Origin of the sequence: Enterococcus sp. FDAARGOS_375, assembly GCF_002393265.1 — a bacterium.
In the GTDB taxonomy this organism is placed as follows: domain Bacteria; phylum Bacillota; class Bacilli; order Lactobacillales; family Enterococcaceae; genus Enterococcus_D; species Enterococcus_D innesii.
Window position 1 is genome coordinate 3,065,246 of the sequence record NZ_CP023515.1, and the last position, 13,760, is coordinate 3,079,005.

12 protein-coding genes and 1 pseudogene are annotated in these 13,760 nt (G+C 43.2%); 11 read left to right on the plus strand and 2 right to left on the minus strand.

Annotated elements, in window-relative coordinates; translation table 11 throughout:
• Positions 1 to 32 precede the first annotated feature (32 nt).
• On the minus strand, positions 33 to 470 hold the full coding sequence (locus tag CO692_RS15955) for a GNAT family N-acetyltransferase (protein ID WP_096742682.1): 438 nt from the start codon (positions 468 to 470) through the stop codon (positions 33 to 35).
• Positions 471 to 540: 70 nt separating this feature from the next.
• Between CO692_RS15955 and CO692_RS15960 the strand changes: the two genes are divergently transcribed.
• The 4 genes and pseudogenes from CO692_RS15960 (at position 541) to cls (ending at position 7,499) form a co-directional block, all read left to right on the plus strand.
• Positions 541 to 1,593, plus strand: coding sequence for a hypothetical protein (locus tag CO692_RS15960; protein WP_081118679.1), 1,053 nt, complete (start codon positions 541 to 543; stop codon positions 1,591 to 1,593).
• A 351-nt stretch (positions 1,594 to 1,944) separates the two neighbouring features.
• Positions 1,945 to 4,587 (plus strand): alanine--tRNA ligase, encoded by a 2,643-nt coding sequence (gene alaS, locus CO692_RS15965; protein WP_096742683.1) that lies wholly within the window; start codon positions 1,945 to 1,947, stop codon positions 4,585 to 4,587.
• A gap of 276 nt (positions 4,588 to 4,863) precedes the next feature.
• A pseudogene (locus CO692_RS15970) lies at positions 4,864 to 6,008 on the plus strand (cation diffusion facilitator family transporter).
• Between the two features lie 24 nt (positions 6,009 to 6,032).
• Positions 6,033 to 7,499, plus strand: coding sequence for a cardiolipin synthase (gene cls / locus CO692_RS15975; RefSeq protein ID WP_096742684.1), 1,467 nt, complete (start codon positions 6,033 to 6,035; stop codon positions 7,497 to 7,499).
• Here cls and CO692_RS15980 read toward each other — a convergent pair.
• Positions 7,479 to 7,895, minus strand: coding sequence for a ribonuclease HI family protein (locus CO692_RS15980; protein WP_086292405.1), 417 nt, complete (start codon positions 7,893 to 7,895; stop codon positions 7,479 to 7,481). The genes cls and CO692_RS15980 overlap by 21 nt on opposite strands.
• A 65-nt stretch (positions 7,896 to 7,960) precedes the next feature.
• On the opposite strand from CO692_RS15980, the gene CO692_RS15985 reads away from it, so the two are divergent.
• From CO692_RS15985 to pyrR, 7 genes are all read left to right on the plus strand, one after another.
• Positions 7,961 to 8,371 carry an EbsA family protein gene (locus CO692_RS15985; protein WP_005231379.1) on the plus strand — a complete coding sequence of 137 codons (411 nt, stop codon included), beginning with the start codon at positions 7,961 to 7,963 and terminating at the stop codon, positions 8,369 to 8,371.
• Between the two features lie 209 nt (positions 8,372 to 8,580).
• The gene (locus CO692_RS15990; protein WP_096742685.1) at positions 8,581 to 10,251 is read left to right on the plus strand and encodes a formate--tetrahydrofolate ligase; all 1,671 of its coding nucleotides are present in this window, start codon (positions 8,581 to 8,583) and stop codon (positions 10,249 to 10,251) included.
• Between the two features lie 228 nt (positions 10,252 to 10,479).
• The gene (locus tag CO692_RS15995; protein ID WP_010748376.1) at positions 10,480 to 10,887 is read left to right on the plus strand and encodes a hypothetical protein; all 408 of its coding nucleotides are present in this window, start codon (positions 10,480 to 10,482) and stop codon (positions 10,885 to 10,887) included.
• On the plus strand, positions 10,880 to 11,587 hold the full coding sequence (locus CO692_RS16000; RefSeq protein WP_077453397.1) for a CBS domain-containing protein: 708 nt from the start codon (positions 10,880 to 10,882) through the stop codon (positions 11,585 to 11,587). Before CO692_RS15995 ends, CO692_RS16000 begins: the two co-directional genes overlap by 8 nt.
• Complete coding sequence (lspA, locus tag CO692_RS16005) at positions 11,584 to 12,069, plus strand: signal peptidase II (protein WP_015509729.1); 486 nt, start codon at positions 11,584 to 11,586, stop codon at positions 12,067 to 12,069. The genes CO692_RS16000 and lspA overlap by 4 nt, the downstream gene beginning before the upstream one ends.
• The gene (locus CO692_RS16010) at positions 12,053 to 12,961 is read left to right on the plus strand and encodes an RluA family pseudouridine synthase (RefSeq protein WP_077453395.1); all 909 of its coding nucleotides are present in this window, start codon (positions 12,053 to 12,055) and stop codon (positions 12,959 to 12,961) included. Before lspA ends, CO692_RS16010 begins: the two co-directional genes overlap by 17 nt.
• 243 nt (positions 12,962 to 13,204) lie before the next feature.
• Positions 13,205 to 13,741 carry a bifunctional pyr operon transcriptional regulator/uracil phosphoribosyltransferase PyrR gene (gene pyrR, locus CO692_RS16015; RefSeq protein ID WP_077453394.1) on the plus strand — a complete coding sequence of 179 codons (537 nt, stop codon included), beginning with the start codon at positions 13,205 to 13,207 and terminating at the stop codon, positions 13,739 to 13,741.
• Positions 13,742 to 13,760: the final 19 nt, after the last annotated feature.

The following is a 13,760-nucleotide window of genomic DNA, read 5'->3' on the forward strand; positions in this document are numbered from 1 at the left end:
ACCAAAACAGCAGTCATGTAAGGGGTGTTCTCTTACTTGACTGCTGTTTTTAATTGTTTGGTCATTTCTACACACAATACACCATCTTCAGTATAGGGATCGGACGTTTTTTGATACCCGCAGGCTTCATAAAACGCACAAGCATCGATCTCTGCTGATAAAACTGATTGGATGGCACCCTCTTGGATACCGCGCATTTCGAGATAATGCAGGAGCTTCCTTCCATAACCTTGATGACGAAAAGCTTTAGCTACGCAAAAGCGGTCAGGTTGCAGGGTATTTGGCGTAGAGAATTGATATCTGATGGTAGCGATCGGTGTGTTTCCATCATGCCAAAGAAAGTATGGACAAGTTTGGTCTTTTTCATCAAATTCCCATTCTATAGGGATGTGCTGTTCTTCCACAAAAACAGCTTGCCGAAGGGCGAAAACCGCTTGTAGCATCCACGGACTGCGTCCAAAATAAAGCATCAGTCGTTTTCCTCCTTTTTCGTGGTATACTCGTCATATAGTAATTGTAGCAGATGAGAGGAGAAATGACGTGGATTTTTTTGAGGCGTTACAATGGTCAAATTGGAAGACACTGTCCTTTGAAATCAAAGAACAGCTGATCCAGCAAATTTTAATGTATTTTGTCAGTCCTTTAAAGGAGATCACCGATGTCCATTTTAGTCAATTGACGTATGCAGGGTTGAAATGTGCTACCTTTGAATTAACGATCGATGGCGAAGACTTTGTCTTTATACCAGGGAACTCTGAGGCGATCTTAGGTTGGGATCTCGGTGTGCAAGGGTTACCGGCTACTTGCTGGAGTAAAAATTGGCAGTCAGCACCCAACGAGATCATTCACCAGCTGGAAACCATCTATGAATTAGAAACCAGCCAAGATTGGGGGATTTTTGTCAATGAGTCTACGAGCCCTTTGCGCAAAGCTGTGATTGATCCCATGCTAGTCCAAAAAAGTGCGCTGCCTGCTGGCGCAAGGTATATCGGGCAGCTGAATACGATCACTGGGGAGTTTCACGGGTTAGTCGATCAATTCAGTGTTTTCGAAAAAGAGCTAAAGGCACAATTCACAGCACCAGCGTCCTTTGAGGAAAGCTTGCGTTGGGAATTACCCGCTTTTTATCACGAAGAGAATCGCTATTTTGCTGCACTCGAGCCGTTATCGGAAACCTATCAGTTATTTACCCACGAATCCGTCAGTCAAACAGAATTGAAACAGCAGTTAGATAAACAAGGCTTTCAGTTGCTATCAGAGGATCAATGGGAATACGTTTGCGGTGCTGCGACTCGGCGACTTTTTCGCTGGGGCAATGAAAAGCCCTGCGATGATGGCGTCTCTTTGTCAACCGCTGAATTGCTTGAACCGAATTTATTTGGCTGCACCTATGGGCTTGCGGATGCGTGGGAGCTGACAGATGGCTTGTCTTTAAAAATGGAGAATTGGCAAATTTGTGGTCATCCCTTATTCGATGCATTGCCGTATGCCAGTTATTACCGTTCACGGAAAATGTTGCAGCCCGATCAAAAGCTTTCTCCCCAGAACTATCGTTACCGCAAAGGGATCCTAATCAATAAAGACCGGATTTGAGGATTGACTTTTTCAAAACATTTCCTTATACTTTGAATGACGAAGGATATGGTCGGTTTGATGATTCATTACAGAAAGTTTTTCATTGCTGAGAGAAAAACATGAATTCGGACGGATTGCTCCCTTTGGTGCTCAACTGCAGCAGAAATGTTGCCGTCCACTCCGCGTTAACGAGTCTAAGAGGTAATGAGTCACATCATTGCAAGCAAGGTGGTACCGCGTATCGACGTCCTTGCTCTGCAATGGTGTTTTTTTATCGTCAAAATGTCTCGACAGGCATAAGAGCGCCTTACCAGCAATTTTGTCAGCCCCTTTATCTTAAGCGAACACAGAAGAAAGTAGGAGAATAACGTGAAACAATTATCCAGTGCAGAAGTACGCCAAATGTTTTTGGACTTCTTTCAATCAAAAGGTCATTCAATTGAACCAAGTGCGTCCCTTGTCCCAGTCAACGATCCAACCCTATTATGGATCAATTCAGGGGTGGCAACGCTAAAAAAATATTTTGATGGCAGTGTTGTTCCTGAAAACCCAAGAATGACCAATGCGCAAAAATCGATTCGGACCAACGACATCGAAAACGTTGGGAAAACAGCAAGACATCATACGATGTTTGAAATGTTAGGCAACTTTTCGATCGGCGATTACTTTAAGAATGAAGCGATTCATTGGGCCTGGGAGTTTTTGACCTCCCCAGAATGGATGGCTTTTGATCCAGAGAAATTATATGTCACGGTTTATCCAAAAGACACGGAAGCAAAACGGATCTGGGCAGAAGAAGTCGGCTTAACACCAGAGCATATCGTTGAGATTGAAGACAACTTTTGGGACATCGGTGCAGGCCCCTGTGGACCGGATTCAGAGATTTTCTATGACCGTGGTCCTGAGTTTAATGACGTAGCGGAAGATGATCCCGAAAACTATCCTGGTGGCGAAAATGAACGCTATTTGGAAATCTGGAATCTGGTCTTTTCAGAATTCAATCATCAACCAGATGGCTCCTATGAACCACTACCACATAAAAACATTGATACGGGGATGGGGCTGGAACGAATGGTTTCCATCGTTCAAAATGCACCAACCAATTTTGAAACAGACTTGTTTCTGCCGATCATCAATGCAGTGGCAGATTTAAGCGGTCGTGTGAACTACGGCGACAGCAAAACGACAGATATCTCCTTTAAAGTGATTGCAGACCATATCCGCGCGCTTTCTTTTGCGATCGGCGATGGGGCACTGCCTTCAAATGAAGGCCGTGGCTATGTTTTACGTCGTTTATTACGTCGTGCAGTCATGCATGGGAAAAAATTAGGGATCGATGCTGCCTTCTTATACAAATTAGTACCGATCGTTGGCGAGATCATGGAAAGCTACTATCCTGAAGTATTAGAGCAGCAAGAATTTATTGAAAAAGTAATCCGCAACGAGGAAGAACGTTTCCATGAAACCATCAATGAAGGGTTAGATATTTTAAATCAAGTGATCGCCCAAGTAAAAGCAGACGGGCAAGATACGTTAGCTGGTCAAGATATTTTCAAATTGTATGATACTTACGGCTTCCCAGTTGAATTGACAGAAGAAGTGGCGGAAGACGAAGGGTTGAAAGTGGACCACCAAGGGTTTGAACAAGAAATGGATGCACAACGTGCCCGTGCTCGTGCGGCTCGACAAACGGAGCTTTCAATGGGCGTACAATCCGCTTTATTGACAGATATCAAAGTAGACAGCCGTTTCGTTGGCTATGATTCACTTGAAGCAAACAGCGAATTATTAGTGATCATCCAAGACGAAGCGTTACATGATTCTGTTTCGACAGGTGAAGCAAAACTGATTTTTGCTGAAACACCATTTTATGCAGAGATGGGTGGACAAGTTGCAGATACAGGGACGATCGTAGCAGAGGATGGCACGATCGTAGCAGAGGTGACGGATGTCAAGAAAGCACCGAACGGTCAGTTCTTGCATACTGCTACAGTCAAAGCGCTACTACAAGAAGGCGTGAATTATTTCTTACAAGTGGATCAGCATCGTCGCAATAAGATCATCAAAAATCATACGGCGACTCACTTATTGCATAAAGCGTTAAAAGAAGTATTAGGTAGCCATGCGAACCAAGCAGGTTCATTAGTTGCTCCAGGACATTTGCGCTTTGACTTTAGTCATTTCGGGCAAGTGACCAGCGAAGAGCTGAGCCAAATGGAACAAATCGTCAACCAAAAAATTTGGGAAGCCCTCCCTGTTGTGACGATCGAAACGGATATCGATACCGCAAAAGGCATGGGAGCGATGGCACTCTTTGGTGAAAAATATGGGCATGACGTTCGCGTCGTCAATGTTGCCGATTGGTCGATCGAATTATGTGGGGGAACCCATGTAGCAAATACGGAGGATATCGGTATTTTCAAAATCGTTTCTGAATCAGGGATCGGTGCTGGTGTTCGTCGGATCGAAGCAGTGACTAGTCAAGAGGCCTATACGCTATTGCATGAAGAAGAGACGCAATTGAAAGCAATCGCAGGGATCGTTAAATCCGCTCAATTAAAAGAAGTCGTTGCCAAAACAGAACAACTGCAAGCGCAGCTGCGTGAATTGCAAAAAGAAAACGAAGCTCTTGCCAGCAAGTTAGCAAACCAGCAAGCAGGGGATGTTTTCAAAGATGTCAAAGAAGTAAATGGTCTGCGTCTGATCACAGCAAAAGTGACTGTAAAGGACATGAACCAATTACGTCAACTAGCTGACCAATGGAAACAAAAAGACCATTCTGATATTTTAGTGTTAGCTACCGCGAATGATGGCAAAGTGAATCTTTTAGCTGCCATGAACAAAGCAGCCAATGAAAAAGGATTGAAAGCGGGCGATTTGATCAAAGAGATTGCACCTAAAGTTGGTGGCGGCGGTGGCGGTCGTCCTGATATGGCGCAAGCCGGCGGGAAGAATCCTGAAGGAATCGCAGCAGCACTTGAGTCAGCAGCAACGTGGTTAGCTGCCAAGTAATTACACTCACTGGTTGAATCTGTGCAGCAAGTTTCTTTCGTTTGAGAAGATAGATGAAAGAGGAGCGCAGGTCTTTAACACATTCCTTTTTTGAACGAAGATGACGGAGGGGGAGACCCTTCCGTTATCTTTTTCCTTTTTCCTACGTGTTATCTGAAAATGCGTTTGATAATTGAAGGGAATTCGCTTTTTTTTCGAAAAAACGATACGAATAGTTGTTTAATTGAATTCCTTCGGGGTAAAATAAGAAAGATGGTTTTTTGAGAGGGTGATGATTTGCTAAACTTTTTTTTAAAACGTAGCAAAAAAAATGGTGTCTACGAACGTACAGCCATCGGGAAGTTAGCGGGTAGCCTCGGGTTGCTTTCCAACCTCCTATTATTCGCAGGGAAATTTATCATTGGCTTATCTGCACAATCTGTTTCGATTATGGCCGATGCCATCAACAGTCTTTCAGATACCGCCTCGTCTATTTTAACATTGATCGGTTTTCGGATCTCGGCGAAACCAGCTGACAGTGAACATCCATATGGACATGAGCGTTTTGAAGCCATCAGTGGGTTTGTGGTATCTTTGATCATCACATTTGTTGGTGGCCAATTTCTCATCAGTTCTGTGCAACGCGTCATGGAACCGACGAGTATCCGTCTTTCCCCACTATTGTTTATCGTTTTGGTTTTATCGATTTTGATCAAAGTCTGGCAGGGAGCAATGTACCGCAGATTGGCTAAGTTGATCGGCTCTCAAACACTAAGTGCCAGTGGTCAAGACAGTCTCAACGATGTGTATATACAACAGGGGCGGTTTTGTTTTCAGCGACGATCGAGTGGTTGACCGGTTTACGAATCGATGGCTATGTTGGTTGTCTGATTGCTCTCTACATTTTGATCAGCGGCATTAAAATGATTCGGTCTTTCATCAATGAATTGCTAGGGGCAAGACCTACGCAAGAAGAAGTCTCCGCCATGGAGCAGCGCTTGGATCACTATCCGACGATTCTCGGTTACCATGATTTACTGGTTCACAATTATGGGCCGAAAAATCGTTTTGCCAGTGTGCATATCGAAGTGGATGAAACCTGGTCACTACGAGAAGCGCATGAGGTGATTGATGCGATTGAACAAGATTTTCGCCAATCCTTGAAAGTCGACCTGGTCTGTCATCTTGATCCAGTACCAATTCAAAATCAGCAGTATCGGCATCTGAAAAAAGAAGTGTCAAAGATCGTTCGCTTCGTTGACCCACAGTTACGGATGCATGATTTTCAGGTCAAAGGAGATCTGTTGGCTTTTGATTTAGTGATTCCCGCAAAATCTGTTTATAACGATCGAGAAATCGAAGAAATCTTGAAACAAAAAATCAAAGAAACACTAGGGGACTATGATTTAAAGCTTGCTTTCGACCATAGTTACCTATTATAGGGTTACAGGATATAGGAGGAAACTATGATAAAAATGGATATGAGCATGATTTCCACGGTCTTATTGGCACTTTTGTTTATTAATACGATTGCTGCTTTTATTACTGTTTTTCGGAAACCACGCTCGATTGCAAGTGTCTTTGCTTGGATGATGACGTTGGTATTCATCCCCGGCATTGGGTTCTTGTTGTACTTGTTTTGCGGACGGGGAATCGATGGAGAAATTATTTATAAATTCAGTGAGCATCATCAGAGTAGGATCAATGAGTTGAATCGAATCATCAAAGTGCACAATTATTCTTTTCCAGAACATCCTTACTCAGATGATAATCATTTATTGGAGCGCTATTTTAAAAACCTGGATGAATCGCCCTTGACTAAAGGAAATAAGGTGGAATTTTACACAGATGGCAAAGAAAAATTTGCAGCAATATTCGAAGATATGAAGCAAGCTGAAGACAACCTGCATGTGGAGTATTATTCATTTTTTAATGATGAGATCGGTGGCCAATTCTTGTCTATCTTGATCGATAAAGCCCGTGAAGGCGTGGAAGTCCGTTTGGTCTATGATCCATGGGGTTCACCGAAAGCCAATCGCAAGTTCTTCCAACCGCTGATCGATGCTGGAGGAAAAGTCGTGCCATTTATCACCTCGAAAAATCTGATTCGCAACACACGGCTAAATTACCACCTTCATCGGAAAATCGTTGTGATCGATGGACAAATTGGCTGGACTGGCGGGTTTAATGTTGGGGATCAATATCTTGGCAAAAAGGCCAAGTTCGGCTATTGGCGAGATACCCACGCAAGAATCGTCGGAACCGCTAGCTTTACGCTACAAGAGATTTTTATTCGTGATTGGAATGCATCGGTGCAAAAGGAAGAGGATCAGCTAGAATACGAAGATCGTTATTTTATTTTGCCACCGAAAGAGCTTGCTGGAAATGTTGATCTGCAAATTGTCGCCGACGGTCCAGAAACAGAGACCCAAATCCTTAAAGGCGGTTTTGTGAAAATGATTTTGGCTGCGAAAGAATCGATTTGGATCCAAACGCCTTATTTGATTCCTGATGACAGTATGATGAATGCATTGGAAATTGCCATCCACTCAGGTGTAGACGTCCGAATCATGATTCCATGTATGCCGGATCATCCATTCATTTATCGGGCAACACAGCATTATGCCAATTACTTGCATCGCCGTGGTGCAAAAATCTACATCTATAACAACGGTTTCCTCCATGCGAAGACGGTCATGATGGATGATACCATTAGTTCCTTTGGGACGACGAATCAAGACATTCGGAGTTATGCCTTGAATTTTGAAGTCAATGCCTTCGCCTACGATCACGATGTCACGCAAACGTTGAAAGGCTTCTTTGAAGAGGATATGGCACAATCAACATTACTGACGGATGAAATTTTGGCTAAGCAATCTTACTGGTTGCGCTTCAAACAAAACTTCTCTCGGTTATTGTCTCCGATCCTTTAATTTCATCGCTTTTGCTAATCCTTGGCGGGCCAAATGGTCGGCACCTTTGTTTTGACTCTCAGGGACCCATTGGATGATCGCTAAAGAGAACTGTTTCAACAAGTATTGAATTTCTGTTAAATAATCAGAAAAAGCAGGGTTTTTGGTATAATTCTTGTCGATGGTCTGCGCAACGACTTTGCTGTCGGTATAAAGCATAATTGTCTGTTCCTGTAACCCTTTGTTAATCAACAGCTGCAGCGCGTTGACCATCACAGCGAACTCTGCTTGGTGGTTGGTGGAATCAGGTAGCGGAAACGCAATTTGTTCATGCAGATCAGTACCGACAATGACGATTCCACCGCCACTAGGGCCTGGGTTGCCTTTCGTGGAAGCATCAAGATAAACTTTTAACATTGTCTCACCCTTTTTTGATATGATAAAGATAGTATACTAGAAATTTTATGTTGTGAGGAACTTTTATGAAGCGTAAATTGTATTGGCAACCGGAAGCTGCTACAGCGATCATTTATTGGTCGTTCACTATGATGATATTATTTATCAGTTTGATTCTTTCGTTAGAAAATACCAGACCTTATTGGAAAAGCAACCTCGTTTTAGCCGTCTTTTTCTTTTTTGTATGGTTAGGGATTCACCGAAGCATGCTCATCAGGAATGATTTGCTCCTGATTCGCTATGCGCGCTTATGGAAGAAAAGCCTTATTTCTTTACCTGAGATAGAAAAATGGCAAATTATAAACCGTTTAATAAGCATTACCGATCATCAAAAAACGTATACCTTCACGTTGCGTAAAAAAGATGTGGCATGGTTAGAAACTTTTTTTCAAGAAAAAATCCCTGAAAAAAGGGTGCAGGTCAAAACCAACGAGTAATTCATAGAAATCTAGAAAGCAGCGATCACTCCTTTTGGCGGTACAGCCTTAAGAGGGACGTTGTTTTTTGTTTACATAAAGGATTCGTGAAACTTCTTGTAAAAGTGTGAAAAATCTCTCTTTCTTTCTGAATAAAATCAAGTATAATAAGAGCATAGCAAACAAAATACATTTTAAAGTGCTAAATAGTTCGTGAATTGAGGGTAAAAATGAAATCAGATATCGAAATTGCACAAGAATCAATGCCTAAACCGATTATTGAAATTGCTGAACCACTTGGTTTAACAGGCGATGACCTGGAACTTTATGGCAAGTATAAAGCAAAAATCGAATGGTCGGCAATCACCGAAAAAGCAAACAATCCGCTGGGGAAACTCATTTTAGTCACAGCCATCAGTCCGACACCTGCTGGAGAAGGCAAGTCAACCGTGACCATTGGACTTGCAGATGCGTTAAATCAAATCGGCAAGCAAACCGTCATCGCCTTACGTGAGCCATCTTTAGGACCAGTAATGGGCATCAAAGGCGGCGCCACCGGCGGCGGCAAAGCACAAGTGTTGCCGATGGAGGACATCAACTTACACTTCACTGGCGATATGCATGCGATCACAGCAGCAAACAATGCCTTGTCTGCATTGATCGACAATCATATCCAGCAAGGCAATGAGTTGGGGATCGACGGACGTCGGGTCACATGGAAACGGGTTGTCGATTTGAATGATCGAGCGTTACGACAAGTGATCGTCGGTCTAGGGGGACCGTTACAAGGCGTTCCCCGAGAAGACGGTTTTGACATCACCGTTGCTAGTGAAATCATGGCGATTTTGTGCTTGGCAACAAGCATTGATAATTTAAAAGAGCGATTAGGAAAGATTTTAATTGGTTATTCTTTTGAGAAACAACCAATTTACGTAAAAGATTTGGCGGTCCAAGGTGCTTTAGCCTTACTTTTAAAAGATGCCCTCAAACCGAATCTCGTTCAAACGATTGAAGGAACCCCTGCGCTGATCCATGGCGGACCTTTTGCGAATATCGCCCATGGGTGTAACAGTGTCATCGCAACCGAGACGGCTTTGCACTTAGGCGAATACACGGTGACCGAAGCTGGGTTTGGTGCTGACTTAGGGGCAGAGAAATTTCTTGATATCAAAACACCGAACTTATCAAAGGCACCAGATGCGATCGTAGTAGTAGCGACGATCAGAGCACTGAAGATGCATGGTGGAGTCGCTGTGGCTGATTTAGGGACAGAAAACTTAAAAGCATTAGAGTTAGGCTTCAGTAATTTAAAGCGACATGTTGAAAACATGCGTAAATACGGGATTCCAGTTGTCGTTGCGCTTAATGAGTTCTCACAAGACACCGAAGCGGAGCGAACATTAGTCGAAACCATGTGCCAGCAAATCGACGTCACCATCGCACGGACAGCCGTTTGGGCAGACGGTGGTGCAGGTGGAACGGATCTAGCAAAAGCAGTGGTTCAACTAATCGAGGAAAAATCTGCCTACTATCAACGCTTGTATACCGACGATTTGCCTTTAGCGGATAAAGCTTCTTTGATCGTGCGTGAGATCTATGGCGGGGTAGAGGTTGAGTTTGCGCCGAAAGCCAAGGCACAGTTGCAAAGCTTCAAAGAACAAGGCTGGGATCAGCTGCCGATCTGTATGGCAAAAACCCAGTATTCCTTTAGTGATGATCCAAAGCGATTGGGGGCACCAGATGACTTTACAGTAACGATTCGCGAATTCGTGCCAAAATTAGGGGCTGGCTTTATCGTAGCCTTGACTGGTGCCGTGATGACGATGCCAGGATTACCGAAGAAACCTGCCGCCATCAATATGGACGTGACTTCTGATGGCCAAGCGATCGGTCTTTTCTAAAAGAGCTATCACAAACAAAGAAGGCATTCGCGGCATTTGAAACGGAAAAACGGAAAGAGATGATTTAAAAGGACGGATGCAAGCGGCATTCGTCTTTTTCTCGTTCATTAGACGTGATGGAAGATAAAAGTAGGGATTCTTGTTATAATAATCAAGGAAGCAAGCAAAAGTCTATTTTCTTTCTTTTGATAATCAAGTATACTTAACCAATTGAGGTGATCTTTGTCAATGGAGCTACAACTAACTAGGAGGACTGGTTTTTATGGAATGGGCAGTCCCTTGGAGGTCATGCAAGGAAAAAAAAGAATCGCTGCCATCAATCATCAGCAAACGATTTTTTTGGCGCTGGCTGAGCAGACGCCGATTCGTGTGCGCATGTTTTTTTTAGAAAGTCAGCCTTTTCAGTTACCAAAAGGCCAATCAGCGCTCAAGCTGGAGGTCGTGATGAATCCTGCGCTTAAAAGAATATATATCGGCTTTTATTTAAGCCTTTTTCTCATGATGGGGGTATTGGGCTTATTATCCATCTCCCTTTACTCGTTGCTTTTTGTCGGTGTGTATTTAGTGGCATATTTTGTCTTTGTTTTGATTTATTTAAAAAAAGCGTATCTTATCAAGGAGGTTCCTCATGGCTAGTGGTGCAGATCAATTTTTGAGCAGTTTTAATCGAATCGAAAAGCGGCTTCGTGACGAATTGGATAATCCGCGGAATATGGGTTTTTCTGAAATGGTTCGTCGCTTGTCAAAAAGCAAAAATATCAATGTCAGAAGAGCAGAAGATGATCTATTACAAATGGCTCAGCTGCGCAATGCCATCGTTCATGAAAAAATTGGTGAGAACTTTGTCATTGCAGAGCCAAATGAATGGGTCGTCAATCGCATTCAAGAAATTGAACGCTCCTTACTGGCACCTGAAAAAGTCATGCCGCGTTTTGCGAAACGAGTGACTGGTTTTGAAAAGCACCTGCCATTACCAGAGTTATTGAAAATCGTTGCCCAAAAACGCTACTCACAATTTCCAATCTATGATAATGGTCGATTTTTGGGCTTGATCACTTTGCGAATGCTGGGGTACTGGTTAGCAAAAGAAAGCCTCCATGGTGAAATCAAGTTAGCAGGCAGAACGGCCGATGAATTATTAGCAGGAGACGGGAAACGATCGAATTTTTGTTTCGTTTCGGCAGAAACAACCATCGTAGAAGTGGAAGAATTGTTTCAAAAAAATGCCCTGCTTGAGGCGGTATTGATCACCAAAGATAAAAATCCGAATGGAAATCTCTTGGGCATCATCCGTCCACGAGATATTTTCAAAGAAGAAAGAGTGGAAAATTTATGATCGCGTTGTTTTTTTTGTTAAGTGCTGTTGTCATTGGTTTGGATCAATGGCTAAAAATTTGGATCGTTGCCAATTATCAACTAGGTGAAACACATTCTCTGATCGACAATGTGTTGTCCCTGACCTATCTTCAGAATACGGGTGCAGCTTGGAGTATTCTAGAAGGAAAAATCACCTTTTTTGCGATCATCACCGTTATCGCGGTTGCCGTCGTTGTTTATCTATTGTTTCGCTACCAAAAAAGCAGCCTATGGTTTCGTTTCGGACTGGCGTTTGTTCTAGGTGGCGCTATCGGGAACTTCATCGATCGCTTGCAGCATGGCTTTGTGGTAGACATGTTCCAGCTTGATTTTATCAATTTCCCAATTTTCAATATCGCTGATATGTCATTAGTGTTTGGGGTAATCTTGATTTTTATTTATGCACTAGTAGATGATGTAGCAAAAGGGAAACAAGGAGAATCAAATGGAAAAGCAAATTGAAGTAATCATTAAAGAAGAAAAAGGGCGGGTCGACAAAGTGTTGGCCGAACGCTTGCCTGACCATAGCCGTTCACAAGTCCAACAATGGCTGAAAGAAGATGCCGTTACTTTGGCAGGTGAGACGGTCCGGGCTAATTATAAAGTAAAAGCAGGCGATCACTTGGTCATCCAAGTGCCAGAGCCGGAAGTAGTAGATTTAGAGCCAGAAAATATTCCCTTGACGATCGTCTATCAAGATGCTGATGTGGCAGTCATCAACAAGCCGCAAGGGATGGTGGTTCATCCATCCGCTGGTCATCCGAGTGGCACCTTAGTCAACGCATTGTTGTACCATATGGAGGATCTATCGACGATCAACGATGTTGTTCGGCCGGGTATCGTTCATCGAATCGACAAAGATACGTCGGGTCTGTTAATGATTGCCAAAAATGATCAGGCGCATGAGTCGTTAGCGAAACAATTGAAAGACAAAACCTCGTTACGCAAGTATGTGGCTTTGGTCCATGGCAATATCAGCCACGAAAAAGGCACCATCAATGCACCGATCGGCCGCTCAAAAGTCAATCGTAAAATGCAGGCGGTGATTGAGAACGGCAAACCCGCAGTGACTCATTTCACCGTGTTGGAACGCTTTGATCAATTTACCTTGGTGGAATTGCAATTGGAAACTGGAAGAACCCACCAAATTAGAGTGCATATGCAATATATCGGGTTTCCGTTAGCCGGTGACCCAATCTACGGACCAAAGCGTACCTTAAAAGGCAACGGCCAGTTTTTACATGCCAAGCTTTTAGGTTTCACACATCCCACAACGGGTGAGTCAATGGTCTTTGAAGCCCCATTACCAGAACTATTTGAGGACACCCTAAAAAAATTACGAAAAAATGATTGATTTTTTTGTGGTGGAACTGTATAGTAATTGTAACAACTAAATAGCTCCTTTAAATGTAGTCCCGTGAGGCTAAGAAGGAATGAGTAAGCAGACGACTCCCGCGTTGGAGATTCGAACCCTTACTGGATGATAACGTGTACCCAAAATCCACAGAATGGGATTTTAGGTAACGATCGGAAAACATGACTCCTACCTCAATCAGGTAGGAGTTTTTTTATGTTCAAAATTAGGAGGGAACAACATATGGCAGCGAAAGAAGTAGTAGATGCAGTAACAATGAAACGAGCGTTAACACGGATCACCTACGAAATTATTGAAAGAAATCGTGGCATTGATAATTTGGTGCTAGTAGGAATCAAGACAAGAGGCATCTATATCGCCCAACGGATTGCGGAACGTTTAAAACAATTGGAAGGCGTAGAAGTACCTGTTGGTGAATTGGACATCACCTTGTACCGAGATGATAAAAAGAGCGAAGATGATCCAGAGATCCATTCATCAGACATTCCGACGGCTATTGACGGCAAAGAAGTGATCTTGATCGATGATGTCTTGTTTACCGGACGGACGATTCGAGCAGCTTTGGATGCCATCATGGATATTGGTCGACCAAAGAGAATCTCACTAGCCGTTCTAGTTGATCGCGGCCATCGGGAACTGCCGATTCGGGCAGATTTTGTTGGGAAGAATATTCCAACTGCTTTAAGTGAAGAAATTATCGTTGAGATGGAAGAATCAGACGGTTCTGACCGGATCATGATCAATAAAGAAAACGACTAGGAAGAAGAGTGACAGCAAC

Excerpts from the sequence above, each read along its gene's own strand:
- CO692_RS15955 (WP_096742682.1), bottom strand. The coding sequence starts at position 470 with ATGCTTTATTTTGGACGCAGTCCGTGGATGCTACAAGCGGTTTTCGCC.
- cls (WP_096742684.1), top strand. The coding sequence starts at position 6,033 with ATGATAAAAATGGATATGAGCATGATTTCCACGGTCTTATTGGCACTT.
- CO692_RS15980 (WP_086292405.1), bottom strand. The coding sequence starts at position 7,895 with ATGTTAAAAGTTTATCTTGATGCTTCCACGAAAGGCAACCCAGGCCCT.
- CO692_RS15985 (WP_005231379.1), top strand. The coding sequence starts at position 7,961 with ATGAAGCGTAAATTGTATTGGCAACCGGAAGCTGCTACAGCGATCATT.
- CO692_RS15990 (WP_096742685.1), top strand. The coding sequence starts at position 8,581 with ATGAAATCAGATATCGAAATTGCACAAGAATCAATGCCTAAACCGATT.
- CO692_RS15995 (WP_010748376.1), top strand. The coding sequence starts at position 10,480 with ATGGAGCTACAACTAACTAGGAGGACTGGTTTTTATGGAATGGGCAGT.
- CO692_RS16000 (WP_077453397.1), top strand. The coding sequence starts at position 10,880 with ATGGCTAGTGGTGCAGATCAATTTTTGAGCAGTTTTAATCGAATCGAA.
- lspA (WP_015509729.1), top strand. The coding sequence starts at position 11,584 with ATGATCGCGTTGTTTTTTTTGTTAAGTGCTGTTGTCATTGGTTTGGAT.
- CO692_RS16010 (WP_077453395.1), top strand. The coding sequence starts at position 12,053 with ATGGAAAAGCAAATTGAAGTAATCATTAAAGAAGAAAAAGGGCGGGTC.
- pyrR (WP_077453394.1), top strand. The coding sequence starts at position 13,205 with ATGGCAGCGAAAGAAGTAGTAGATGCAGTAACAATGAAACGAGCGTTA.